Origin of the sequence: Halosimplex amylolyticum (genome assembly GCF_051414035.1) — an archaeon.
Taxonomy (GTDB): Archaea; Halobacteriota; Halobacteria; order Halobacteriales; family Haloarculaceae; genus Halosimplex; species Halosimplex amylolyticum.
Window position 1 is genome coordinate 117,826 of record NZ_JBLKNW010000002.1, and the last position, 23,973, is coordinate 141,798.

Consider the following 23,973-nt stretch of genomic DNA (forward strand, 5'->3'; position numbering starts at 1 on the left):
TGGAGGTAGCGCGTCCCGCGTCGCTAGGCGAGAGCACCTGAAACAGCAGTTCACGGCGAGAATGGTCCCAGGGCAGGGCGGACGATCGGGAAGCCTCGGCCGGTCGTGGCGTCAGAGTTCGCGAGAGAGGCGGACGGCGCGGCCGACCGTCAGGAGGAAGGCGACGAGGCCGCCGGTCGACATCGCGAGGACGAACCCGAGCGCGACGTACCACAGCGGCGAGCGGCGGGCGCCGGGGAGGGCCACGAAGAGGACGAACGCGGCGAGCGCGACGGCGACGCCGACGGCGAGGCCCCACCTTGCGTTGCGCCGGACGCGAAGCGCGGCGACGAAGGCCGCGCGACCGCTCTCGGGTTGCTCGGCGTTCCGGTCCCCGCCCGGCGTCGACTCACCGCCGTCCGGTCGCTGGCCGGCCATGGAGGCGCTTCGGTCAGGACCGGCAAAGACGCGTCGATCGGTGTCTGCGACGGTCGTCGTGGGTCGACGGCCGTCGTGGGATGGTGGTTGCCGTGGGTCGACGGTCGGAGCAAGACGGTAGTCGTCGGGCGGCGACCGTCGACTGCCCGGAAACTGGGACACACCGAATCGCTAAAGAGACGCGGGTTCTGCAGTTGTGATAATGACGACGCTCGGTACGGCCCAGGCGGCGCCCGGGGAGCTGGACACGGGCCGTCTGCCGGTCGGCGAGACGCGCGACGGGACGCAGGTGGGCCTCCCGGTGGCGGTCATCAACGGCGCCGCTGACGGCGATACCCTCTACATGCAGGCTGCGAGCGACGGCGACGAACTCAACGGCGTCGGCGTCGTCCAGCGGGTCGTCCCGCAACTCGATCCGCAGGAGATCGCGGGGACGATCCTCGTCGTCGGCATCGTCAACTACCACGCTTTCCAGGTCGCCGAACACCGCAACCCCATCGACGACACGAAGACCAACCGCACCTACCCCGGCGACGAGACGGGCACCTCCACCGAACGCATCGCCGCCGCCACCTTCCAGGCCGCCCGCCGCGCCGACCTCATCCTCGACCTCCACCAGGGGTCGACCTCCCGCATGATCGACGAGTGTCGCGTCCGCTGTGGCCCCCGCCACCGCCTCCACGACGCCTGCCTCGAACTCGCGAAGGTGTTCGACTGCGGCTACGTCCTCGACCAGAAGGGCCCCGACGGCCAGCTCGCCCGCGCCGCCCCCGACGAGGGCGTCCCCACCATCGACCCCGAACTCGGGGGTTGTGTGGGCTGGGACGAGCAGTCCATCCAGACCGGCGTCGAGGGCGTGTTCAACGTCCTCTCGTACTACGGCTTCACCGACGGCCAGGTCGACCTGAACCCCCAGACCCGCGCCAACGGCTTCGAGCAGTACGGCGCCCCCGCCGGCGGCCTCGTCTCGCTCCGCGCCGGCCTCGGCGAGCGCGTCTCCCGCGGCGACGTGCTCTTCGAGGTCACCGACACCTTCGGCGGCGTCAAGGAGACCGTCACCGCCGACTCCAGCGGCGTCTTCTGGCGCGCCCGGCGCCTCCCGCAGGTCGCCACCGGCGAGTACGTCTGTTCGGTCGGGACCGACGTGGATAGTTACTGAGCCATCTTTTTCGTCGGGGGGTCGCGCGTCGCGCGACCCCCCGACCAAAAACATGGGTGAAAAAGCGCGGCTCGTGTGCTTCGCGCACTCGCCGCGTTGAACCGCGCCTCGCTTCGCTCGGCGCGGATGCTGGGCGGTCCTACTCGCTCCGCTCGTCCCGCCGCTCCCACGTCTCGACGGTGAAGTTCTCGTAGGCCTCGGTCTCGACGAGCAGCCACTCGTCCTCGTCGAACTCCGGATAGAACGTGTCGCCCTCGTACTCGCCGGGGACGCGCGTCAGGACCATGCGGTCGAGGTGAGGCTGGAAGAGGTCGTAGATGGCGCCGCCGCCGAGGACGAAGGCGCGGTCGGTACCGAGCGACTCGGCGATCTCGACCGTCTCCGCGACGTCGGAGGCGTGAGAGGCGGTCTCGCGGTCGTACTCCCGCGGAGAGCGGCTGAGGACGATCTGGGCCGACCCCGGCGGATCCGCGAACATCTCGTAGGTGCGCCGGCCGAAGACGGTGGGGTGGCCGGCGACGCGCTCGCGGTACTGCTTCTTGTCTTCCGGGAGGTCCCAGGGGACCTCGTCGTGCCGTCCGATGACGCCGTTCTCGGCGACGGCCGCGACCGAGACGAGTTCCATACCCTCGGTTCGGACGGGCGGACAATAACGAACGGTGTCTCCGCGTCGTCCGCCGGACCCCGCGCTCAATCCGTGAGGTCCGGGTCGGCGTCGGACTCCCCGTCGCGCTCGCCGGCGCTCCCGCGTTCGTCCATCATCGCCGCGGCCTTCGCCGCCCAGTCGCCGCGGGCGAATCCCCACCCGACGACCGCGAGCGCCCAGAACTGCTGGAGCGCGATGCCCGCGTAGATGCCGACTACACCCCACGCGAGGACGACGCTCGTCAGGTAGCCGAACCCGAGCAGGAACCCGAACAGGCCGGTCGTCCGCGCGACGAACGGCGTCCGGGTGTCGCTGCCGCCCTGGAGCGACCCCGAGAGCGCCAGGTACGCGCCGATGGCCGGCGCGGCGACGGCGTAGGCGCGGGCGAACCCGGTCGCGTACCCGGCGGTCGACGGGTCGCTCGTGAAGAAGGCGACGAACCAGTCGGCGCCGAAAAAGAGCACGACGCCGATGACGCCCATCGTCAGCACGGCGAGCGCCGTGGTCGCCCACCCCTGGAAGCGGGCCATCGGCACGTCGCCGTCGCCGAGCGACTGCCCGACGACCACGCTCGCGGCGGTGTGATACGCCCGACCCAGCGGCGACGTGACCTGCTGGTACATCCGTCGGCCGATCTGGTAGGCGGCGTTCACGTCCGTCCCGAACGTGAGGAGGAGCGCGTTGAACGGGAACTCCGCCAGCGTCGTCACCAGCCCCTCGCCGATGCGGGGCGCGCTCACCGCGAGCAGTTGCTTCGCGATGACCAGGTCCCGCGGGCGCGCGAACGACGCCTCGGTCTTCGAACTCCAGATGGCGAGGGTGAGCACGCCGGCGGTGAAGCAGTTCCCGACCGCCGTCGCGATGCCGACGCCGACGATCGCCAGCCTGGGCGCGCCGAACAGTCCGAGCCCGAGCACGAGCGAACCGGCGATGTTGAGGATCGAGGAGGTCACGTCGACGTACATCGGCGTCCGCGTGTCGCCGGTGCCCTGCAGCGCGCGGGCGCTGACCAGCGCGACGTGTCGCGCCGGTGCGCTCGCGAAGACGACGGCGAGGTACGTCCCGCCCATCTCGGCGACGTCGTCGGGCGCGCCCAGCAGCGCGATGGCCTGCTGCCCGAACAGGAAGCCAAAGGCGACGAACGGGATCCCCGAGAGCAGGCCGAGGAGGACCGCCTGCGTGACCGCCTGGTCGCGGTTCTCGATGGCCTCGCCGCCCGTGTCCTGGCTGGAGAGCGCGATGGCGCCGCTCCCCAGGCCGAGGCCGATCCGGAGCGGAAAGCGGGCGTACAGGTCCGCGAGGCCGACCGCCGCGACCGCCGCCGGCGAGAACAGGCCGGTGACGATCACGTCGGTCGTCCGCATGAGCGTCCGGAAGACGTGCTGGATCATCATCGGCCACGACAGCGAGAGCACTCGCCGCCAGACCGATAGCCCGCGCTCCCGCACGCTCGCCGTCGACATTGCTCCCGCATCCGGACTCGCCGGGATTGAAGCTACCGATGGCCCCTCGACCGGGGACGGCGCGAGAGCCCCAACGCCGATACCGCTGGCCGACCGTCGACTCACGTATGGACGTCTTCGTCTACGGGACGCTCACCGATCCGGCGCGAGCGAAGGCGGTGCTGGACGACTTCACCTACCGCGCGCCGGCCGTCCTCGACGGCCTCCACCGCGTCGACGGCGAGTACCCGACGCTCGCGCCCGGTGGGAGCGTGGGGGGCCGCGTTCTCCGGACCGACGACCGAGCGGCGCTCGACCGCTACGAAGGCGTCGAGAGCGGGCTGTACGTTCGAGTGACCGTCCCGCTGGCGGACGGGGACGGCGACGAGACCCCCTCAGACTCTGACCGTCCCGTCGAGACCTACGTCGGCGACCCCCAGCGACTCGACGCACCTGTCGAGTGGCCGGGCGAGGGACCGTTCGCCGAGCGGGTCAGGTCGTACGTGGCCGGCGACGTGACCGTGACGCTCGGGTGAGTCGGTCCCTGCGATCGCAACGCGGAGGTTGATTCGTCACGTGTTCGTCTCTTTCCGTTGAGATGACTGAGCAACAACAGCAATCGACCGCCCCGGCGAGCGCGTCGAGTCCGGTCGATTCGAGTACAGCGGCCGCGAGCGGGTACGGTGCCCGACGGCTGGTCTCTCCGGGTCACGACGAGACGACCTTCGGGGGCGCCCCGATCGCGGCCGAGGCGGCCGTCAGCAGCCTCGTCTTCGAGACGGTCGAGGTGCCCCAGGTCGGGACGGGCTGGCAGACGCCGGTCGAGGCAGCCGACTGGGCGGCGAGCGAAGACGTCGAGACGGTCGGCGCGAGGACGACGACCGGAGCACAGGCTCCGGAGCACGGCGGCAGGCGGGTACGGCCGACGCCGGCCAGCCCGCCGTCGCCGCGTCCCTCGGGCCGGATCAACTTCGGTCACGCCCACGTCGAGGCGCTCGACCCGCGGCAGTTCGCGTTCATGTCCGACCCGCGCTTCGACTACTACATCCTCGGAGTCCCGTTCACCATCGAGCGACCGCCGTCGTTCCGGGAGTTCCGGAGCGTCGAGGTTCAGTTCGACCTGGCCACGCCGAACGCGACCGCTCTCGGTCTCGCGCCAGATCAGAGTCCGATCCTCGACCCGGCGGGCCAGAAGACGGTGTCCAACAAGTACTGGCTGGCACCCGACCTGAGCCTGTCGACCGGCAAGATCTCGCTGGGCGGCGCCGAGAAGGTCGTCACCTTCACGACGCCCGTCACCGCCGTCAGGGCCATGAACCACTATCGACCGGACCCCTACTGGGTGTACGAGCGCCCCGGCGGCGTCGAGTACGGCTCCCGCTGGGCCGTCATGGTCGTCTCGACGCCCGCCGACGCCGAGACGCTGTCGGGCACCGCCGCCGCACTGGCCGAGTTTCGCCCGTTCGGCGGGGACTTCTCGGGCCCGCTTCCCTTCGACCTGCCGCTCCCCGAGGAAGGCGTCCGCATCGATCCGTTCCTCTCCGGACATCCGTCGGCGTCCTGACCGCGCCGTCCCTCGATTTCACTTTCACTCCGGTTGGCTCGGGTTCAAGTGGTAGCCACGTGCACTCCCTGTCGTCACACGCCATCTTCCCCTACCTCTAACTCCCGTCGAGCGGTAGCACCGGTATGATCGAACTCGCGGACGTGTTGGACGCGCGCGAGCGAGTCGCCGAGACTGCTCGACACACGCCGATCGACTACTCGCACACCTTCTCGGCGATGACGGGCGCCGACGTGCACCTGAAACTGGAGACGTTCCAGCGGACGGGCTCGTTCAAGATCCGCGGCGCCACCAACAAGATCGCGACGCTCTCCGACGCGGAACAGGCGTCGGGCGTCGTCACCGCCTCCGCCGGCAACCACGCCCAGGGCGTCGCGCTCGCCGCCACGCGAATCGGCGTCGACTCGAAGATCGTCATGCCCGAGCACGCCCCCGTCTCGAAGGTCAAGGCCACCCGCAACTACGGCGCCGAGGTCGTCCTCCACGGCGCCGACTACGACGAGGCCGCCGAGAAGGCCCACGAGATCGAACGCGACGAGGGGCGGGTCTACGTCCACGCCTTCGACGACCCGATGGTGATGGCCGGCCAGGGCACCATCGGCCTCGAAATCCTCGAAGACCTCCCCGAGGTCGAGACGGTGGCCGTCCCCATCGGCGGCGGCGGCCTCATCAGCGGCATCGCCACCGCCGTCAAGGCGAAAAATCCCGAGGCACGGGTCGTCGGCGTCCAGGCAGAGGGCGCCTCCAGCGTCGCCGACTCCCTCCAGAAAGGCCAGATCGTCGAGCGCGACAGCGTCGACACCATCGCCGACGGCATCGCCACCCGAAAGGTCGGCACGCAGACGTTCGACGTGATCCGGGAGCGCGTCGACGAGGTCGTCACCGTCAGCGACGACGAGATCGCCGTCGCGCTGACGACCCTGCTCGAACGCGGCAAGACCCTCGTCGAGGGCGCCGGCGCCGTCCCGCTGGCCGCGCTCCTCGAAGGCCGATTCGACTACGACGACGACGAGGTGATCGTCCCCTGCCTCTGCGGCGGCAACATCGACCTGAACGTCCTCACGACGGTCATCATGCGCGGCCTCGTCGAGACCGGGCGCTACCTCCGCCTTCGCACGACGCTCAAGGACCGCCCGGGCGAACTCGAACGCCTCGTCGAGATCATCAGCGACTCGCGCGCCAACATCCACGCCATCGAGCACGACCGCGCCGGCAAGGACGTCGCTATGAACGCCGCCGAGGTCGAACTCGACCTGGAGACCCGCGGCCCCGACCACGCCGAGGAACTGCTCGACGCGTTACGGTCCGAGGGCTACGACGTCGACGTGCTCGTCTGACTCGACCCCGTCGGCCGGACCTCAGTCGTCGGCGTCGAACCGGTAGCCGACCTCGAACCGCGCGTCACAGGTCGGGCACTTCGTCGTCGACGAGGCCTCGGCCGCTTCGTCGGCGTCGACGAGCGTGCACCCGTTCGGAACCGGAACGCCCGTCGCCCGCCCGCAGTCCGGACAGGGAACCATCTGCCCGGTGATCGCGGTGTCGGTGTCCCCGAACTGTCCTCCGGGTGAACGAGTCATCTATCGGCACGTATCACGCCGTCTTCAAGAACGTCGTCCCAAACACGTTCGGTCCGCCGTCGTCCGACCGCGAGAACCGTCAGTCACCGCTCGTCGGCCGGAATCGAGGCGGCTCGGAGTCCCGTGTCGTCACAAGGGGCTCGGAGGGGTAACTAATCGTCATCGCCGCCGGTCGGAGGGAGACGCCGCGGGCGTATGAATCCCCCGTGATCCCGGCCTCACCCCGAACGCCCGTGTCGCCAGTGGCAAGCGTTTTTCCGCTCGCCCGCCTCGCTCCGGGCATGAACTTCGACGACATCGAAGCCCTCATCGAGGAGTCCATCCCGGACTCGGAGGCGACCGTCACCCGCGCCCGCGGCGCCGACGACGACGACCACCTCGCCGCAACCGTCGTCTCGCCCGCCTTCGCCGACGAGTCGCTCGTCGACCGTCACCAGCTGGTCTACGACGCCCTCGGCGACCGCATGACCACCGACATCCACGCGCTGGAGGTCGAGACCTACACGCCCGAGGAACGCGAGGAGTAGTCTCGGTCGGTCGCGTTAGCCGGGTTGCTACTGCGACCGCCTGCGAGAACGGAGTGTACAACAGCGTGAAAGCCCCGGCCGTTTCGGCTGATCAGCGGTTCTGTGCAGGCGGGGCGGTCGCGGTCTTCGATCCGCAGGAAATCCAGACTACAGCGCGGGGTACTCCTCCAGCGCGTCCTCCAGCCGCTCTTTCGCGTCGCGACAGGCCGTCAGTTCCTCGTCGACCTCGCCGCTGGCCAGGCGCTCGCGCTCGTCGGGCCCGAGCTGCGCCCGTGCCTGTGCGCTGTCGCGGAGCCGCTCGTAGTCCGTCTCACGGGGCAGGTCGCGCACTCGCCGCAACGCGACGAGCGCGTCTTCGCCGTCCTCCACGTCGTCGGCGAACCGGGCGACGACGCTCGTCAGCTCTCGCGCCCGGAACCGGAGCGTCTCCGCCTCCGGCGGGGGCCAGTCCACAGTCAACGGCTCCGGGCCGAGGCGGCGAAGGTACGTCCGCCGCGTCGAGACGTTGCGCTTCAGCGCCTCGGGGTCGTTCACGTAGTGGTCGAGCTTGGACTTCGAGTAGTCGGCGTACTCCAGCAGTTGCCCCATCGGCTCCGTGCCGGCCTCGTGCGTCTCGACGTACTCCCGCAGGTCGTCGGGCGGCGACTCGAAGCCGACGAGCGGGTACGACCGGGTCTTCGCGACGAACGCGAGGAGTTCGCGGGCACTGGCGGATCTCCGGAACGCGGCGAAGGCGTCGGTCACGCGGTCGTTGTACGTCTCGATTGGATCGCGCAGTCGGTCGGTCGGCGCGTCCAGGTCCGCGTCGCCGAGGCGCCGGAGGGATTCGAGGTCCGCGATCTGGTCTTCGATCGCGTCGATGCGGCGCTCGACGGTGAATCGGACGTCCGCGTACCGTTCGCGGGCTTCGCGGCGGTCCTCGATGCGCGCCACGTCGTCGCGGACGGGGTCGAGCGCCGAGCGGACCTTCCGCCAGTCCGACTCGGTGAGCCGTCGCTGCTGGAGGAGGTCGTCGACGCGTTCGAACACGTCCCGGTGGCGGACGTCCTCGGGGAGTTCCTCGGTGACGGCGGCGATCTGGCTCTGGAACTCGATGAACGTCTTGAAGTCGCCGTCGCCGGTCACCTCCTCCTCGTAGCGCTCGAACAGCGTCGTGAGTTCGTCGTAGACGTCGGCGACGGCCTGCAGTTCCGACTCGCCGACGGCGTCGACGCGGTCGCGGGCGCGTTCGAGGGCTTCGCTGGCCGCGGCGAGGTCGGCGACGAGGGCGTCCGCGGCGGCGCGGGGGTCGTCGGTCGCGGGGTCGAAGGCGGCGTCGCTCATCCTGTTACTCGTAGACCTCGTCGGGGTCGAACACCCGCTCGCCGACGGTCTCGCCGTCGATGGTGCGGTAGAAACACGACTCGTAGCCGGTGTGGCAGGCCCCGCCCTCCTGGTCGACGAGATAGAGGAGGGCGTCGCCGTCGCAGTCGACGCGGATCTCCTCGACCTCCTGGACGTGGCCGCTACTCGCGCCCTTCTGCCAGAGCTCCTCGCGGCTGCGCGAGTAGTAGTGGGCCAGGCCGGTCTCGCGGGTGCGCTCGACGGCCTCGCTCGTGACGTACGCGAGCATCAACACCTCGCCGGAGTCGGCGTCCTGGGCGACGGCGGGGATGCGCTCTGATTCGCCGAACGCCAGGTCCACTTCGTCGGTCATATCGCAACTGGGAGCGACCGGCGAATAGGTCTTTTGTCGCGCTCGGTCGTCCGGCTCCCCGGGACGGGCCGCCTCCCGGGACTGCGCGCTGGCCGCCTCCCGGAACCACACGCTGGTCGCCTCCCGGGACTGCGCGGGCCGCCCACACTTATGCCCTGCGGCGCACAACCCACGTTCGATGATCGGCTACCGGATCCGGCAGTTCGTCGCCGCCTGGCGCGAGGAGGGCCGGGCGATGCAGGCGTTTCTCCTCTGGAACGCCGGCAACACGGTCGTCGCGGTCGGACTCCTCGTCGGCGCGTTCGCGCTGCTGGTCGTGACGAACGCGCCCGGGTTTCAGCGGACTCCTCTGCTCGCGTACATCGCCGTCGCCGTCGGCTGGCTCGTCTCTATCTTCGCCATCGGCCCCGCCTACGACCGGGTCGAGCCCGCCGAGCCGTAGCGACGCCAGAGTGGGACGGAGCGCTCAGACGAGCAGGGTGACGAGTTCGAAGAACAGGTCGCCGTAGACGAGGCTGACGACCAGTGCGACGAACATCGGGACGATGAACGGCATTCCGGGGGAGATCCAGACCACGTCCTCGGCGGCGAGCACGTTCAGGCCCTCGCGCAGCCCCTCGGCGGTCGTCCCGTAGGCCGACCCCTCGATGTCGTCGAGGAACGCCTCGGCGCCCCACGGGTCGTCGTATCCGTCGGCGTCCGCACCGGCCGCTTCGGCGTCGGTGGCGTGATCAGCGGGGTCGGCGACGGTGGAGTCGGCGGCGCGAGCGGCCTCGTCGCCACCGGAGGCCGTCGCGTCCGTCGTCTCGGGCCCGACTACGTCGCCGCCGTCGGGGATCGACCCGTCACCGGGCGGGGCGGGGTCGTCGGGGAGACTGGTGGGGTCGCGATAGCGTTCGGGGTCCTCGCGGACCGCCGCGAGCGTGACCCCGCGCCAGCGCAGGTACATCCGGAGGGCGTCGAGGTCGAGGCCGCCGCGGGAGAACCCCTCGGGGGTCTGGAGGAGCGAGCCGTACTCCCTGACGGCGTCGGCGGCCCGGATCGGCTTGCCGATGAACATGATCGGCGCGCGGTGGCCCGAGAGGGCGTTACGGAGCGTGACGAACAGGGGGTAGACCGCGCCGACCAGTACCGTGTTCGAGAGGATCGTCAGCGAGAAGACGCCGACGGTGGTGCGCGTCAGCGGCAGCGCCGTGTTCGGGAACATGTACGCGGGGAAGGTCGGGAAGAGCACGGCGAGGACGATCAGCGCCTTCGCGTCGGCGCCGCCGAAGCCGCCGAACCAGTAGAAGAGGTAGCCGAGCGATCCGACCATCCCGAGCGAGAGCGCCACGCGGAGGTAGAAGCGCTCGCGCTCGGCGAGGCCGCCAATCATGGCCCCCGTGGAGGCGCGGTAGATGTCCCACGCGAGCAGCGCGATCCCGAGGAGGGCGAGCGGGAGCCACGTTCGGTTGGGCACCCGGCGAGTGCGGACGTCGCGGTAGGCGGCCCAGGCGAAGACGGGGACGGCGACCAGGCGCAGCAGGTCCGGCTTCGGCGAACTCGTCAGGAACGTCGCCAGCCACTCGATCACGACCGGATGAGCGCGATGGAGTCAGTTAGTGGTTTCGGCGCGGGCGTCGACGGACGGAGCGGTCGCGGACTGGCTGGGAGACCGCCGACCGCGGACTGGCTTGGAGACGACCGAGCGCGGACCCGACTGGCGATCTCCCCCCGCAGTCGGTGCCGTCGCTCACGGAGTCGGCGTCGAAAATCGGGCGGGTCCCGATAGTTGAATAGTACGTGTGCGTCGCGAGACGCTTATATGACGCGGTTCTGCAGGTAGTCGAGGTGCTTTGCGTTGTAGACGATCTTGACCTCGTCCTCGGCGGCGCTGCCGATGCAGGTCAGGCGGACGTTCTTGTCCTCGACCTCTTCGTCGGAGAGGATCTGCTGCATGTCCATGTCGATCTCGCCCTCGACGACGATGGCTGCGCAGTTGGCGCAGGCACCAGCGCGACACGAGAAGGGCCAGTCGTAGCCCTGGGCCTCGGCGGCCTCGAGGATGTACTCCCCTTCGTTGACCTCCAGCGTGCCGTAGTCCTCGTCGTCGAGGCCGGCGTCGGCGGCCTTCTCGAAGGTCTCCTCGTCGTACATATCCCAACCCTGGTCATCCAGTACTTCGTAATTCAGGTACTCTACGGTGGGCATCACCTGCGATGTTCGCCTTCCTGACTGTTAGACCTTGCTGTTTCCGCTACCGTCTCGACCGTGCGATGGCAGATATTGCCGAGCAAACGGTCCGATCAGTGGACGTACGTCCGCACACGTTCGGCCCGCCGCGAGCGACGCGGCTCACAGCGGGACGAACCGGAACAGCAGGTACGACGCGACCGTCGCGATGCCCGGGACGACGTTCTGGAGGAAGATGACCCGCGCGGTCGTCTCCGGTTCGAACAGGTCCGCCGCCCGCGGGATGTCCTCACTCTCCTCGTCGCCGATCGGCTGGGACTCGCTGCTCTCGGGCGTCCCGCCCTCGCCGCCGACGGTCGGGGCGTCCGGCGCGTCGGCGGCCAGCGCGCCGACGGACACCTCCGGGGCGTCGCCCCGCCGGGCGTCCGAGAGCGTGACCGTCCGGGTCGCGCGGCCCCAGCCCAGGCCGACGATGCTCATCGTCGCGATGATGACGAAACTCGCCGGGACGCCGAGCGCCGAGAGGCCGGTGACGATGGTCGAACTGACGGCGGCGACGACCAGCGCCGCCAGCAACGGCAGTTCGGTGAGGTCGTTGCCCACGGTGTCCATCGTCCGCCGCGCGATGGTGAACGCGCCCAGGCCGATGGCGCCCCCGCCCAGCAGGATCGCGGTGTCCATCCCCAGCGACTCGCTGCCGACCAGCGGCGCGACGGCGTTGGCGACGTTCGACGCGCCCGCCGAGAACGCCATGTAACAGCCGATTCCGACGACCGAGAGGGTGCCGACGAGTTCCCGTCCGGTCGTGTTCGGCCCGAGTTCCGGTCGCGGGAGCGCCCCCGAGCGGTCGAGGACGACCAGCGACCCCTCGGTCTGGGTGACCGCGAACCACTCGACCAGCCGCGGGTAGTAGTAGCGGCCGACGACGGCGCTGACCCAGAACGCGAGGACGGGCGAGACGAGCCACCACGTGACGATCTGGCCCATCTCCGCCCAGTTGAGCGTCCCGCGGGCCAGCCCGAGCCCGGCCATCGACCCGACGGCAGTCATCGACGTCGAGGCCGGGACCCCGGCGATGTTCGAGAGGAACAGCGCCAGCCCGATGAAAAAGAGGACGCCGATGCTGATCTCCAGGGTGAACGTCGTCGTGACGATGTCGCTGCCCAGCGTCTCGACGACTTCCCGGCCGACGGTCCAGCCGCCGAGCAGTGCGAAGACGGTCATCAGTCCCGCGGCGACGACCTTCGAGATCGTGTCGCTCCCGACGGCCGGGCCGAACGCGACCCCCGTCGACGAACCACCGATGTTGAAGCCGACGAAGACCGCGACGGCGACCCCGACGACGAGCAACAGAGAGACCATGCCGATTCCCTCGACCGACGGCGAGTAAAATGTGATGGAACGGTCGATCGGCTACGCCGCGTCGGTCCGGTCGATCGGCTACGCCGCGTCGGTCCGGTCGACGCCGAGGCGGTCGACCGTCCGATCGATCTCGCGGACCATCTCGACCTGCTGTTCGCTGGCGGCGGCCACGTCCGCGACCTCGTCGGAGACCTCCTCCGCCCGGTCGACGAGGTCGTCGAGCATGCTCGCGACCTCTTCGGCGCTGGCCGCCTGGTCGTCGGTCGCGTCAGCGACCTCCGCGACCCCCTGTGCGGCCTCGGCGACGGCGTCGACGATGTCGTCGAGATTGGCCATCGCCGTCTCGACGCGGTCGATCCCCTCGTCGACCCGCTCGGTCGTCGTCGCGAGGTTCGCGACCGTCTCGTCGGCGTCGTGCTGGATCTCGTCGACCATCCCCTCGATCTCGCCGGCCCGCTCCTGGGACTCCGTCGCGAGCGACTTCACCTCGTCGGCGACGACGGCGAAGCCCGACCCCGCTTCGCCCGCGCGGGCGGCCTCGATCGACGCGTTCAGCGCGAGGATGTTCGTCTGGTCCGCGATGTCGTTGATCATCTCGACGATCTCGTCGATCTCGACGATGCGGGTCTGCAGGCCCTCCACGTCGTCGGCCACCTCGTCGACCGCCTCGCCGACGGTGGCCATCACGTCGACCGCCCCGTCGGCCTCGCCGCGACCCTCTTCGGCCAGCGACCGCGCCCGCCGGCTCGTGGTCTCGACCTCGTCGGCGGTCGCCGCGACCTCCTCGATCGTCGCGCTCATCCGCGAGACCTCGCCCGAAATCCCGTCGACGCGCTCGACCTGTTCGTCCGTCAGTTCGGACATCTCGCCGGCGCTGTCGGCGATGTCCTCCGACGCGTCGAGCAACTGGTTGACCGGGGCCTCGATGTCCTCCTGGACTTGTGCCTGGAGGCGCTCGCGCTCCGACGCGAGTTCCTCGCGCCGCTCGACCTCGGTTTCGAGACGCTCGTTGTACGAGTGGATGTAGGTGTCCGCGACCACCTGCATGTCGAGGTTGATCACCCGCAACACCGACAGCACCTCGTCCATCCCCGCATCCACCTCCGACTCGACGACCCGCTCGACCGCCTCCATGTCGACGTCCGGGCCGTCCCCGGACGGCTCGATCCCGGAACTGGCGGAGCCAGCGGGCGCGACACCGCCGTCGGCCGCGGCGTCGGCGAGTTCCGCGCGGAGCGCGTCGACGAGGTTCTCCCGGAGGCGCTCGCGGAGCAAGTCGAGAACGAGGTCGTAGTAGACGCCGTACTGCCCGATGTAGTGTTTCATCGGCATCTCCAGCACGTCGTGGAGCTTGCCGATGCGTGCGCGGTCGGCGAAGTACTCCTCGTCGTACTCCCCGGCCGCGAGGGTCGCGAAGTACGCCGACTGCGTGCGCTTGAGCTGTTCGACGGTCTTCGGCGAGCGGCCGAACACGTCGGTGGTCTCCTCGTGACTCGTGAGGTTGTCGTAGAAGTCCTCCGCGATCTGGTCGGCGTGGTCGGCGAACAGCGGTTCGAGCGCCGACAGCCGCTCTGCGTCGTCTTCGTCGAAGCCGACGAACTCCTTTCGCCACGCGATCTCCGCCTCGTCGAGGCCGATATCCCGTACGAGCGTGCCGAGATCGAGTTCGGAGTTCAGTCCGCCACGACCGAATTCGTCATCGTAGTCTCTCATAAGTGGGTGACCGAATATGTACGTTGGCGTTCCCCGGTCGCGCCCTTAACGGTACCCACCGAATTTTCGCACGTGATACTGCCGTCGGGCGATTCGGCGGGCTCCCTCGACCGATACGCTTTACGTCCGCGCTCGCCCATCGACGGATATGTTCCCCGAGTTCGAGGTCGTGCCCGCCGTCGACGTGCAGGACGGGCAGGTCGTCCAGCTGGTCGGCGGCGAGCGCGGCACCGGGAAGGAGTACGGCGACCCCGTCGCGGCCGCCGAGCGGTGGGTCGACCAGGGCGCGCGGACGCTCCACCTCGTCGACCTCGACGGCGCCTTCGAGGGCGAGCGGGCCAACGCCGCCGCCATCGAGGCCGTCGTCGACGCCGTCGACGTCGAGACGCAACTCGGCGGCGGCATCCGCACCGTCGACGATGCCACCGCGCTCCTCGAGGCGGGCGTCGACCGCGTCATCCTCGGCACCGCCGCGGTCGAGAACCCCGAGATCGTCGCCGCGATCAGCGACGAGTACCCCGGCAGCGTCCTCGTGAGCCTCGACGCGAAAGGCGGCGAGGTCGTCGTCTCCGGGTGGACCGAGGGGACGGGCCTCGACCCCGCCGAGGCCGCCGCCCGCTACGAGGACCTGGGCGCCGGAGGGATCCTCTTCACCGACGTGGACGTGGAGGGCCAACTGGAGGGCGTGCGGACCGAGCCCGTCGAACGCGTGGTCGACGCCGTAGACGTCCCTGTCGTCGCCAGCGGCGGCGTCGCCACCCTGGACGACGTGCGCGCGCTGGAAGCCGCCGGTGCGAGCGCCGTGGTCGTCGGGAGCGCCCTGTACGAGGGCGCGTTCACGCTCGAAGACGCGATCGACGCGGTGTGAGCGGTCCGGGGACGACCGGAATACCACCCACTTTCCGACGTCGAAGGGCGTTTTTCAGGCAGGTTACGTACCAGTAGGGACCAGACCAGGATCGGTAGGTTGTTATTTCAAGTCACTTCGACACACATACTCCTCTTCTCTACCGCGTTAACCACGTTTACACCACGATTACTCACGAAAGACGAGCTATTATTGAAGACTGTGGGAATGGTAGCGCAATGAGCTGGAAGCCGTCGCTACCGACGAACGCCGACACCGCGGAGCAACTCGCCGGGATCACCGGACTGGGATGGACGACGTCGACGCTCGGGTTTCTCGGGACCGTACTGGGATACGGGAACAGCATCGTGGGCCGCCTCGTGACGGACCCGCAGTCGCTCCTCTACGTCGGGAGCGTCTGCTTCCTGGCGACGCTCGGTCTCGACCGGCTCGCGAAGCTCCCGGGCGACGGCGATGCGGGCGGGGACGGAGCCGGGAGTGGGAGTGGCAGTGCGGACGCCCGGGAAGACGCCGGTCTCGCCGAGACGAGCGACTGACCCCACCGGCCGTCAGGCGTCCCGCAGCGTGACGCGGCGAGCGGCGAAGTCCTCGAAGTAGGGGTCGAAGCCGGGGGAGTCGCCGCCGATGCTGGCGGGGCCGCTCTCCGTCTCGACGACGAGCGCGTTCTCCACCGGGAAGTCGCTCGTGACCGGCGGGACGAGGCTCTGTTTCGCCTCGCGGACGGGGACGCCGTCCAGGTCGAGTTCGTGGTCGGATCCCGTGTCGGCGACGGTCACGTCGGCGACGAGGTCGCGGTCGGCCGCCAGGTGCTGGGCGGCGGTGGTGACGCCGTTGCGGAAGTACTCGAACGTGGCCGGGAGTTCCGGCGGTTCGGTGACGTGGCGCGCCTCGCCCATCGGCCAGACGTTGCTGACCGTGTTGCCGTAGAAGCCGTTGGCGACCTCCGGCTGGCCGAACGAGACGGCGTACTCGTCGCCGTGGCGACCGGTGAGGACGCCGTGTGAGCCGACGATCCCCGCGCGGGCGTCCCGGAGGACGATCACCTGCGGGCGGGCCTCCCAGGTACGGACGACGTGGGCGTAGGTGCCGAAGTCGTCGACGGCGTCGGCGACGACGCCGGTGTCGGGCGCGACCAGCATGCAGTAGACGAAGACGCCGCGGTCGACGGCGGCGGCCATCGCCTCACGCAGGTCGGCGAAGGTGGTGGCCGGGACGACGACGAACGCCTCGTGGACCGCGTCGTCGAGGAAGCGCTCCGCGCGGCGCTCGACGGTCCGGCGCGAGCGCACCACCTCGAACCCCACGTCGGTCGCCGCCGGCTCGCTGTAGATGTCGTCGATAGCCGCCTGCAGGTCGGAGACGCGCGTCGACAGGTCCGCGACGGCCTCGGCCGACGGCCGCGCCCGCAGGACCGTCGGGCTGGCGCTCTCGTCGACGGTCACCAGCCCCCGGTCGACCAGCGTCTCCGCCACCTCGTAGACGTACCCCTGCGAGACGTCCGCCGCGGCCGCCACGTCCCCCGTCGTCGCCTCCCCGCGGCGGGCGACCGCCAGGTACGTCTCGACCTCCGTCGCCGAGAGCCCGAACGCCCCCAGGTGCTCCCTGATCCGCGACTCGCTCATTGGAACAGGTTCTTTGACTATCTACAAAAGCGTTTTCCGACGGCACTCGGTACTCCTCCGTATGTGCGAGACGAGCGAGCGGATCGGGGGCCGAGCGCCGGCGAGCCGTCCCGCGGGGCGCGGCGGGAGGGCGGCCGGTGAGTGAGGAGGCCGCCAGCCCCGCCGAGGCGACGGGCTCCGACGACGCCGCCGACCCGAGGAACCGCCGGTTGTGGACGGTCGCGATCTTCCTGACGATGGCGTTCACGGGCGCCGTGATGCAGGCCCGCGGCGCCGTGCTCCCGACGCTGGAGGGGTATTTCACCGTGCCCGAGTGGCAGCTCGGGCTCGTCGCGCCGGCGGGGACCGTCGGCTACCTGCTGGTCATCCTCGTCGTCGGGTCGAGCGCGGGGCGCGTCGACGTGCGGCGGCTCATCGCCCTCGGCGCGTTCGTGACCGGCACCGCGCTCCTCGCGATGGGGCTGGCCCCGTCGTTTACCGTGTTCCTCGGTGCGCTCACCGTGCAGGGCGCGGCGGTCGGGCTCTTCCGCGCGCTCGATAGACCGCTCCTGAGTCACTATTACCCGAGCGTTCGCGGACGCGTCTACAACCTCTACGACGGGACCTGGGCGGTCGGCGCCGCTCTCGGCCCGCTGGCGGTCGTGCTCGCGCTGCGAGCGGGGTCGTGGCGGTTCGTCTACGGCGCGCTCGGGGTCGGCGTACTCGCGCTCGCGCTCGTGTTCCGATCGCTCCGCGCGCCCACGGTCGAGTCGAGCGAGGAACCGCTGACGCGCGAGGACCTCGCCGAGTTGGTCCGCCGGCCCGAGGTGCTGGCGCTGCTCGCCATGCTCTTTTTCGTGACCGGCGTCGAGGGCGGCCTGTTCACCTGGCTCCCCTACTACGCGCGGGCCGAACTCCCCGCGGGGTGGGCGGAGGCGACCCTGACGGCGATGCTCGTCGCCTACGTCCCCGGGCGGTTCGCCTGCGGCGCCCTCAGCGACCGGCTCGGGCCGCTGACCCTGCTCGTGGGCGTCCTCGGTCTGCTCGTTCCGGCGTTCGCCTATACGTTCTTCGTCGCCGACGGCCTGTGGGTGCTCGCCGGGGTGGTCGCCATCGGCCTGCTCGTCTCGGGCGTGTTCCCGACGATGATGGCCTACGCGACCGACGCCGCGCCCGAGTACAGCGGCCCGGTCAACGCGCTCGCGTCGGCGGTGTCCGCCGTCTCGGTCGGCGGCGTGCCCGCGCTCATGGGCTTCGTCGTCGGCGACGCGGGCGCGGCGACGGCCATGCGCCTGCTCCTCGCCCCCGTCGTGGCCGCGCTGACGGTGGTCACCGTCGCGCGGATCGCGGAAGGGCGACGGGACGCCCGCGAGGCGGGCGGGACGGCGGCCGTCGACGACTGAGGGCGGAGTCCTCACGACGAGCGGGAGGACGGAAGAATCCGCTACCGCCGGGGCCAGCGGGACCGCAGTCGCGTCCGGACCGGGAGGGGTCAGCGGGGACTGGTCCGTCGGCTGGACGCGACGAACTCGGGGAGGACGAGCGCGTACGCGCTGGCCGCGGCGACCACGCCCGCGAGTGGCGCTGCGTCGCCGGCCGCGAAGAGGACGAATCCGGCCGCGATGCCCGACAGCGCCACGAGGTCGAGCGTCCAGTGACGGTCCATACTCGTGTCATCGATGCAACCGGACGTAAAGCCCGGGCAGACGCGCGTCTGACGCTCGACTGACGCACCGCCGTCGGGCGGCGGACGCCGAGCGTTCCACGCGCCTGTGACCGCGGCTCGAACGAACACAACGGCCAAATAGGCGGGCGCGCTTGGTCGTGACATGACTCAGCGGACGGCGGCGGTGACCCGCGAGACCGCCGAGACGGCGATAGAGGTGACCCTCGACGTCGACGGCGACGGCGACGCCACCGTCGACACGGGGATCGGGTTTCTCGACCACATGCTCGGGTCGTTCGCCACGCACGGCCTGTTCGACCTCACCGTCCAGTGCGACGGCGACCTGGAGGTCGACGACCACCACACCGTCGAGGACGTGGCGATCAGCCTCGGCGAAGCGTTCACCGAGGCACTCGGCGAGAAGCGCGGCATCCGCCGCTTCGCCGACCGGAAGGTCCCCCTCGACGAGGCCGTCGCGGGCGTCGTCGTCGACGTGAGTGGGCGCCCGTACTTCGACTTCGACGGCGAGTTCTCGCAGGACGCCGTCGGGGAGATGACCAGCCACATGGCCCAGCACTTCCTGCGCTCGCTGGCGATGAACGCCGGGCTCACGCTCCACGCCGGCGTCGAGGGCGAGAACGCCCACCACGAGGTCGAGGCGCTGTTCAAGTGCCTGGCCCGCGCGCTCGACGACGCCACGCGGATCGACGAGCGCCGCAGCGACGTGGCGAGCACGAAAGGCGAGCTATAATGAGCGACGACGAGCGCGACGGCGTCGGAAACGGCGACGCCGGCAAAGGCGCAGACGAGGTGGGCGGGGGTGTGAACGAGGTGGACGCCGAGACGGCGACCTTCGACGCGATCATGGAGAAGTTCGCCGACTCGCCCAGCCAGCAGGCCGTCATCCGGCTCATCCTCGAACGCGGCTTCTCCGTCAACGACGAGGGACGGGTCGTCTCCGGCGGCATCGAGATCCCCAACACCGGCATCGCCCGCGAGGTGGACGTCGACCGCCGGGTCGTCGACGCCACCACCGACGCCATCCTCGCCGACGACCAGCTCCGCCGGATCTTCCAGAATATCTCCGCGATCCCGAGCCTGATGGATCTCGCGCCGGTCCTCGACCTGACGGCGCTGGCGATCACCGTCCGCGACGCCGAGGAGTCGGGCATCGTCTCGACCGTCACGGGCGCCATCGCCGATCGGGACATCTCCATCCGCCAGACGATCAGCGAGGACCCCGAGTTCACCGACGAACCGAAGCTCTACGTCATCACCGACGGCGAGCTCCCGGGCGACCTCCTGAACGAGATCCGCGGGATGGCGTTCGTCCACAAGATCGAGTTGCGCTGAGGGCCACCCTGCGTCCGTCGGCGACCCGGTTTTCCGGCTGCGGCCCGTAGCGCACGCATGTCGAGGCTCCGACGCGCCGGGGCGCTCGTTCGTGCCGTCGCCCGGGAGGCCCGCGAGGAACGCCTGACGTTCATGGCGGGGAGCATCGCGTACCACGCGTTCGTCTCTTTGCTGCCGTTCATGCTCGTCATCCTCCTGTTGATCTCCCGGATCGAGGACCAGGCGGCGGCGGTCGACGCGCTGCGGGCGATGGGGACCTACCTCTCGCCGAACGCCAGCGGCCTGCTGACCGAGACCGTCACCGAGGCGACCGAGCACACCAGCCTCTCGGTGCTGGGCGTCGGCGTGCTCCTCTGGGGAGCGATCAAGATCTTCCGGAGCCTCGACGCCGCCTTCTCCAGCATCTACGACCTCGACGACCCGAAGGGGATCGTCGACTCGTTCAGGGACGCCGGCGTCGCACTCGGCGCCGTCGGCGTCGGCCTCCTCGTCGCCGCCGCGATCGGGTCGGTCGTCTCGTTCGACGGCGGGGCGGTCGGCGGGTTCCTCGACCGGGTCGTCTCGACGGCCAGCCTCGTGATCGTCTTCCTCCCGCTGTTTTACCTCTTCCCCGACGAGGACGTCACCGTCCGGGAGGTCGTCCCGGGGACGGTGCTGGCGGCCGTCGGCTGGACGCTCCTGGAGTACCTCTTCCGGTACTACGTCGCCGTCGCGAGCGTCGGCGAGCGCTACGGGATCGTCGGAACGATCCTCCTGCTCGTGACGTGGCTGTACTTCAGCGGCTTCGTCATCCTGATCGGCGCGGCGTTCAACGCCGTCCTCGCGGGCCGGTCGGCCGACCGCTCCGAAGCGGGGTGGGGCGAAGACCGCGAGGCCAAAGAGCGCGCCCCCTTCGCCGAGGAACTCGAGACCATCGACGACGGCCTCGCGGCCGGCCGGTCGCTCACGGTCCGCGTCGGCGACGACGAGGTGACGCTCCCGCCGCCCGAGGAGTACGAGACGAACGTCTCGGCCCCGGACCGCCCGGAGAAACTCGGCGGCGAGGAAGTCCAGGGACACCTCGACATGACGTGGGCCCGCGGCAGAGAAGTCGACGGGAGCGGAGCGGCCGAGACGGACGGCGGCGGGACCGACCCGCCCCGCGACGGTGAGAGCTAAGACCGGGCCGCCCGAACGCCGAGACGTGACAGACGCGCCCGGCACGACCGACGAGGCCTACCGGACCGTCGACGGCCGCGGGGAGGCCCGCTTCGAGGTGCGCGGCTCGGCGTTCGTCGGCCACGTCGCCTCCGCTCGGACGGTCGAGGAGGCCGAGGATTTCGTCGAAGACGTCCGCCAGGAGTACGCCGACGCGACCCACAACGTCCCCGCCTACCGCGTCCGGGCCGACCCCTTCCGGGAGTGGGCCAGCGACGACGGCGAGCCCTCCGGGTCGGCCGGCGACCCCGCACTGAACGTCCTCCAGCAGGAGGAGGTCGAGAACGTCGTCGCCGTCGTCACCCGCTACTACGGCGGGACGAACCTCGGCGTCGGCGGGTTGGCTCGCGCGTATTCGAGAGCGGTCAAAGACGGCCTCGACGCCGCCGGCACGACGACCGAACGGCCCCACGAGACGTTCTCGGTCGCCGTCGACTACGACGACTCGGGCACCGTCCGGGGCATCCTGGAGAGCACCGGCGTCGAGTTCGACGCCGACTACGCCGAGCGGGCCTCCTTCGACGTGCGCGTCCCCGTCGAAGACGGCGACGGCCTCCGCGACCGACTCCTGAGCGCCACGAGCGGTCGCGCAGACATCGACTCGTGACCGCAGTTCTCCGGGACCAGCGGGTCGCCGAAGTCGAGCGATTTACTCCGGTAGAGACCGTCCACCGCCGTCTGATGACGTCTCTCCAGTCGAAACGGTAGCCTTCGGGCGAGCGGAACGCGACGAACGATCGGTCTCGGTCGGTCGAACGGCAGTGACGAGAACAGCGGGGCAGCGGCGGGGCGGCGGCGGGGCGGTCACTCGGGCTGGACTTCGCCGGTGTCGGCTTCGACTTCTTCTTCGTCCGGAGTGTCGTCGGGATCGTAGTTCTCGGTCCGGGTGACGCGGGCTTTCATGATCCGGGTGTTCTCGACGCCTTCGACGGTTATCTCGACGCCGTCGTAGTCGATCACTTCGCCCTCCTCGACGAGGCGGCCAGCGAGGTTGAAGATGAACCCGGCGATGGTCTCGAACTCCTCGCCCTCCGGGATGTCGATGTCCAGCGCCTCGTTGACCTCCTCGATGTTGACTTCGCCTTTGACGACGACGGTGTCGTCGCCGACGTAGTCGATCGGCTCTTCCTCGCCGCCTTCGAGGATCTCGCCGACGATCTCCTCGGTGAGGTCCTCCATCGTCACGAGCCCCTCGGTCGTCCCGAACTCGTCGATGACGATGACCATGTGCAGGCGCTCGTTGCGCATCTCGGTGAGCAGGTCGTCGACGTTCTTCGACTCGGGGACGTGCAGGGTCGGTTCGATGAGGTCTTCGAGTTCGAGGTCGCCGTCCTCGGTCTCGCCGTAGTTCTGGTCGCGGACGAGTTCGCGGATGTGGACGACGCCGATGACGTTGTCCAGGCTCCCCTCGTAGACGGGCAGGCGCGCGTGGCCGCTGTGGATGCACTGCTCGATGGCCTCGGAGATGGAGGCGTCCGTCGAGATGGCGTCCATGTCCAGCCGCGGCGTCATCACCTCCTTGGCGATGGTATTGTTGAACCGCAGGGTGCGCTGGAGCATCTCGCGCTCCTCCTCGTCGAGCACGCCCTCGCGCTCGCCCGTCTCGATCATCTCGCGGATCTCCTCGCGGGTGACGTAGGACTCCTCGATGGCCGAGCGGCCGCCAGTCACCTTGTTGACGATCCGGGTGAGGTAGTCGAAGAAGACGATCAGCGGCATCAGGACGTACTCGGCGAGTTTCAGTGGCCGGGAGATCCGTAGCGACCACGACTCGCTGTTCTCGACGGCGTAGGACTTTGGCGCGCTCTCGCCGAACAGGAGCACGATGGCCGTGATCCCGAACGTGGCCGCGAGGACCGCCTGTCCCTGGCTCATGTAGAGGCCGAACAGTCCCGTCGCGATCGAGGACATCGCGATGTTGACGAGGTTGTTCCCGACGAGGATGGTGATCAGCAGGCGGTGTGGGTCGTCTTTGAGCCCTTTGAGCGTGTTCGCGCCCCGGCGCCCGTCCTCGACGAGCGCCTCGACTCTGTGCGCCGGGAGCGAGAACATCGCGATCTCCGACGAGGAGAAAAACGCCGAGAGTCCGATCAGGACGACGATCAGGAGCACTCCGGCTGTCGCGATAGCGCTCTTCGGGACGACGTATCCGTAGACGTCGATCGTCTGCTGTGCGGCGAGCGCCACGTCTGGCCACGCCACTGCGGGTATACCCATCGACGCCGAGACTTGTCGTGGGGCGGAATTAAGGCTTGTCATACCGGACCCCCCGTTCCACCCGACAGCACGGCCGCTCACGCCGGTCTCGATCGGTATTCTGCCCGAGCAGGCTGACCTCGACCACCACTGCGACTGCCGATCGAACCCCGGTCCGGTCACGAGGCGACCACCTCGACGCGCGCCAGGGTCGCGCCGCTCGGCCGGTGGACGACGCGGACCTCCGCGCCGTCACCCGGACGCACGTCGTGCTCGTGCTGTGCGATCCGGACCGACGCGGCCTCGCCGCTCTCCCAGCGACCGTCGCCGTGGGCGGCGTCCAGTTCGCCGTCGACGCCGGCGTACGTCCGGTCGAACAGGGCCGCGCCGTCGACGTGTTCGTCCGTGAGCCGTCGCGTCGGGAACCCGCGGAGCCTCGCGCGCTCGCCCGTCCGCGCCAGTTCGACGACCAGCGCCAGGTCCTCCACGGCGAGCGTCTCGCCCGCCTCGTGAACGATCCGGAGCCGCTGACCGTCGGGCCAGCCGTCCGTCGCCGACAGCTCCGCGCTCAGGTGGACCTGCGGCGCGGCCTCGGGACGAGCGTGGTCGAGACCGACGACGGCCAGCGAGACCGACGCCAGCAGCGCCGTCACCCCGACGAGGACGACCACGCCGACGACCGGACTCGTCGCTCGATCCGGCGTTCGAGGGTCGTCGATCTGGGACCGGTCGCCGGTCGGCCGGCCGGGGCCGGAGGCGGACGGCCGGTCGGCGCCGGACGGGCGGTGGTCGGTCACGCGCCGGGCTGGTCGCCCGT

The 23,973-nt window shown here is 69.9% G+C and carries 27 protein-coding genes; 13 read left to right on the forward strand and 14 right to left on the reverse strand.

Annotated elements, in window-relative coordinates:
• Window positions 1–111: 111 nt before the first annotated feature.
• A complete protein-coding gene (locus tag ACMGFE_RS11195) occupies window positions 112–417 on the reverse strand; it encodes a DUF7536 family protein (RefSeq protein ID WP_436925282.1) in 306 nt (101 codons plus the stop codon).
• Window positions 418–619: 202 nt separating this feature from the next.
• Here ACMGFE_RS11195 and ACMGFE_RS11200 point away from each other — a divergent pair, with 202 nt between their 5' ends.
• Window positions 620–1,576 (forward strand): succinylglutamate desuccinylase/aspartoacylase family protein, encoded by a 957-nt coding sequence (locus tag ACMGFE_RS11200; RefSeq protein WP_436925283.1) that lies wholly within the window; start codon window positions 620–622, stop codon window positions 1,574–1,576.
• Between the two features lie 139 nt (window positions 1,577–1,715).
• Here ACMGFE_RS11200 and ACMGFE_RS11205 read toward each other — a convergent pair whose 3' ends face one another.
• Both ACMGFE_RS11205 and ACMGFE_RS11210 read right to left on the reverse strand, forming a co-directional pair.
• Complete coding sequence (locus ACMGFE_RS11205; protein ID WP_436925284.1) at window positions 1,716–2,201, reverse strand: dihydrofolate reductase; 486 nt, start codon at window positions 2,199–2,201, stop codon at window positions 1,716–1,718.
• 65 nt (window positions 2,202–2,266) lie between these two features.
• A complete protein-coding gene (locus ACMGFE_RS11210; RefSeq protein WP_436925285.1) occupies window positions 2,267–3,685 on the reverse strand; it encodes an MATE family efflux transporter in 1,419 nt (472 codons plus the stop codon).
• Between the two features lie 107 nt (window positions 3,686–3,792).
• On the opposite strand from ACMGFE_RS11210, the gene ACMGFE_RS11215 reads away from it, so the two are divergent.
• The 3 genes from ACMGFE_RS11215 to ilvA all read left to right on the forward strand — a co-directional run bounded on the left by ACMGFE_RS11215 (window position 3,793) and on the right by ilvA (window position 6,565).
• Window positions 3,793–4,200, forward strand: a complete 408-nt coding sequence (locus tag ACMGFE_RS11215) for a gamma-glutamylcyclotransferase family protein (protein WP_436925286.1) — start codon at window positions 3,793–3,795, stop codon at window positions 4,198–4,200.
• 62 nt (window positions 4,201–4,262) lie between these two features.
• Window positions 4,263–5,228 carry a hypothetical protein gene (locus tag ACMGFE_RS11220; RefSeq protein WP_436925287.1) on the forward strand — a complete coding sequence of 322 codons (966 nt, stop codon included), beginning with the start codon at window positions 4,263–4,265 and terminating at the stop codon, window positions 5,226–5,228.
• A 125-nt stretch (window positions 5,229–5,353) separates the two neighbouring features.
• The gene (gene ilvA, locus ACMGFE_RS11225) at window positions 5,354–6,565 is read left to right on the forward strand and encodes a threonine ammonia-lyase (RefSeq protein WP_436925288.1); all 1,212 of its coding nucleotides are present in this window, start codon (window positions 5,354–5,356) and stop codon (window positions 6,563–6,565) included.
• 21 nt (window positions 6,566–6,586) lie between these two features.
• On the opposite strand, the gene ACMGFE_RS11230 is transcribed toward ilvA, so the two are convergent.
• The gene (locus ACMGFE_RS11230) at window positions 6,587–6,805 is read right to left on the reverse strand and encodes a hypothetical protein (RefSeq protein ID WP_436925289.1); all 219 of its coding nucleotides are present in this window, start codon (window positions 6,803–6,805) and stop codon (window positions 6,587–6,589) included.
• Between the two features lie 281 nt (window positions 6,806–7,086).
• Between ACMGFE_RS11230 and ACMGFE_RS11235 the strand changes: the two genes are divergently transcribed.
• Window positions 7,087–7,332, forward strand: a complete 246-nt coding sequence (locus ACMGFE_RS11235) for a BolA family protein (protein WP_436925290.1) — start codon at window positions 7,087–7,089, stop codon at window positions 7,330–7,332.
• Window positions 7,333–7,479: 147 nt separating this feature from the next.
• Here ACMGFE_RS11235 and ACMGFE_RS11240 read toward each other — a convergent pair whose 3' ends face one another.
• Together ACMGFE_RS11240 and hisI are read right to left on the reverse strand one after the other, a co-directional pair.
• Window positions 7,480–8,655 carry a DUF7118 family protein gene (locus tag ACMGFE_RS11240; protein WP_436925291.1) on the reverse strand — a complete coding sequence of 392 codons (1,176 nt, stop codon included), beginning with the start codon at window positions 8,653–8,655 and terminating at the stop codon, window positions 7,480–7,482.
• 4 nt (window positions 8,656–8,659) lie between these two features.
• Window positions 8,660–9,028, reverse strand: a complete 369-nt coding sequence (gene hisI, locus ACMGFE_RS11245; RefSeq protein WP_436925292.1) for a phosphoribosyl-AMP cyclohydrolase — start codon at window positions 9,026–9,028, stop codon at window positions 8,660–8,662.
• A 178-nt stretch (window positions 9,029–9,206) separates the two neighbouring features.
• Between hisI and ACMGFE_RS11250 the strand changes: the two genes are divergently transcribed.
• Entirely contained in the window at window positions 9,207–9,470 is a 264-nt protein-coding gene (locus ACMGFE_RS11250; RefSeq protein ID WP_436925293.1) for a hypothetical protein, read from the forward strand.
• Window positions 9,471–9,494: 24 nt separating this feature from the next.
• Here the strand turns inward: ACMGFE_RS11250 and ACMGFE_RS11255 are convergent, their stop codons facing one another.
• From ACMGFE_RS11255 to ACMGFE_RS11270, 4 genes are all read right to left on the reverse strand, one after another.
• The gene (locus tag ACMGFE_RS11255) at window positions 9,495–10,601 is read right to left on the reverse strand and encodes a prepilin peptidase (protein ID WP_436925294.1); all 1,107 of its coding nucleotides are present in this window, start codon (window positions 10,599–10,601) and stop codon (window positions 9,495–9,497) included.
• Window positions 10,602–10,828: 227 nt separating this feature from the next.
• The gene (gene fer / locus ACMGFE_RS11260; protein WP_436925295.1) at window positions 10,829–11,218 is read right to left on the reverse strand and encodes a ferredoxin Fer; all 390 of its coding nucleotides are present in this window, start codon (window positions 11,216–11,218) and stop codon (window positions 10,829–10,831) included.
• A 144-nt stretch (window positions 11,219–11,362) separates the two neighbouring features.
• Window positions 11,363–12,562, reverse strand: coding sequence for an inorganic phosphate transporter (locus ACMGFE_RS11265; RefSeq protein WP_436925296.1), 1,200 nt, complete (start codon window positions 12,560–12,562; stop codon window positions 11,363–11,365).
• A 78-nt stretch (window positions 12,563–12,640) separates the two neighbouring features.
• A complete protein-coding gene (locus ACMGFE_RS11270) occupies window positions 12,641–14,275 on the reverse strand; it encodes a globin-coupled sensor protein (RefSeq protein ID WP_436925297.1) in 1,635 nt (544 codons plus the stop codon).
• 148 nt (window positions 14,276–14,423) lie between these two features.
• Between ACMGFE_RS11270 and hisA the strand changes: the two genes are divergently transcribed.
• Both hisA and ACMGFE_RS11280 read left to right on the forward strand, forming a co-directional pair.
• The gene (gene hisA / locus ACMGFE_RS11275) at window positions 14,424–15,143 is read left to right on the forward strand and encodes a 1-(5-phosphoribosyl)-5-[(5-phosphoribosylamino)methylideneamino]imidazole-4-carboxamide isomerase (RefSeq protein ID WP_436925298.1); all 720 of its coding nucleotides are present in this window, start codon (window positions 14,424–14,426) and stop codon (window positions 15,141–15,143) included.
• Between the two features lie 218 nt (window positions 15,144–15,361).
• Complete coding sequence (locus tag ACMGFE_RS11280; protein ID WP_436925299.1) at window positions 15,362–15,679, forward strand: hypothetical protein; 318 nt, start codon at window positions 15,362–15,364, stop codon at window positions 15,677–15,679.
• Window positions 15,680–15,691: 12 nt separating this feature from the next.
• Here the strand turns inward: ACMGFE_RS11280 and ACMGFE_RS11285 are convergent, their stop codons facing one another.
• On the reverse strand, window positions 15,692–16,765 hold the full coding sequence (locus tag ACMGFE_RS11285; RefSeq protein WP_436925300.1) for a TrmB family transcriptional regulator: 1,074 nt from the start codon (window positions 16,763–16,765) through the stop codon (window positions 15,692–15,694).
• 137 nt (window positions 16,766–16,902) lie between these two features.
• Here ACMGFE_RS11285 and ACMGFE_RS11290 point away from each other — a divergent pair, with 137 nt between their 5' ends.
• On the forward strand, window positions 16,903–18,147 hold the full coding sequence (locus tag ACMGFE_RS11290) for an MFS transporter (RefSeq protein WP_436925301.1): 1,245 nt from the start codon (window positions 16,903–16,905) through the stop codon (window positions 18,145–18,147).
• A gap of 89 nt (window positions 18,148–18,236) precedes the next feature.
• Here the strand turns inward: ACMGFE_RS11290 and ACMGFE_RS11295 are convergent, their stop codons facing one another.
• Window positions 18,237–18,410: a hypothetical protein gene (locus tag ACMGFE_RS11295; RefSeq protein WP_436925302.1), complete on the reverse strand. Its 174-nt coding sequence runs from the start codon at window positions 18,408–18,410 to the stop codon at window positions 18,237–18,239.
• A 163-nt stretch (window positions 18,411–18,573) separates the two neighbouring features.
• On the opposite strand from ACMGFE_RS11295, the gene hisB reads away from it, so the two are divergent.
• The 4 genes from hisB to ACMGFE_RS11315 all read left to right on the forward strand — a co-directional run bounded on the left by hisB (window position 18,574) and on the right by ACMGFE_RS11315 (window position 21,567).
• Window positions 18,574–19,161 carry an imidazoleglycerol-phosphate dehydratase HisB gene (hisB, locus tag ACMGFE_RS11300; protein WP_436925303.1) on the forward strand — a complete coding sequence of 196 codons (588 nt, stop codon included), beginning with the start codon at window positions 18,574–18,576 and terminating at the stop codon, window positions 19,159–19,161.
• Window positions 19,162–19,274: 113 nt separating this feature from the next.
• Window positions 19,275–19,763 carry a TrpY family transcription regulator gene (gene trpY / locus ACMGFE_RS11305; protein WP_436926086.1) on the forward strand — a complete coding sequence of 163 codons (489 nt, stop codon included), beginning with the start codon at window positions 19,275–19,277 and terminating at the stop codon, window positions 19,761–19,763.
• A 57-nt stretch (window positions 19,764–19,820) separates the two neighbouring features.
• Window positions 19,821–20,921 (forward strand): YhjD/YihY/BrkB family envelope integrity protein, encoded by a 1,101-nt coding sequence (locus ACMGFE_RS11310; RefSeq protein ID WP_436925304.1) that lies wholly within the window; start codon window positions 19,821–19,823, stop codon window positions 20,919–20,921.
• Between the two features lie 25 nt (window positions 20,922–20,946).
• Window positions 20,947–21,567, forward strand: a complete 621-nt coding sequence (locus ACMGFE_RS11315) for an IMPACT family protein (protein ID WP_436925305.1) — start codon at window positions 20,947–20,949, stop codon at window positions 21,565–21,567.
• A 197-nt stretch (window positions 21,568–21,764) separates the two neighbouring features.
• On the opposite strand, the gene ACMGFE_RS11320 is transcribed toward ACMGFE_RS11315, so the two are convergent.
• Both ACMGFE_RS11320 and ACMGFE_RS11325 read right to left on the reverse strand, forming a co-directional pair.
• Window positions 21,765–23,177 (reverse strand): hemolysin family protein, encoded by a 1,413-nt coding sequence (locus tag ACMGFE_RS11320; RefSeq protein WP_436925306.1) that lies wholly within the window; start codon window positions 23,175–23,177, stop codon window positions 21,765–21,767.
• Window positions 23,178–23,335: 158 nt separating this feature from the next.
• Complete coding sequence (locus tag ACMGFE_RS11325) at window positions 23,336–23,953, reverse strand: type IV pilin domain-containing protein (RefSeq protein ID WP_436925307.1); 618 nt, start codon at window positions 23,951–23,953, stop codon at window positions 23,336–23,338.
• Window positions 23,954–23,973: the final 20 nt, after the last annotated feature.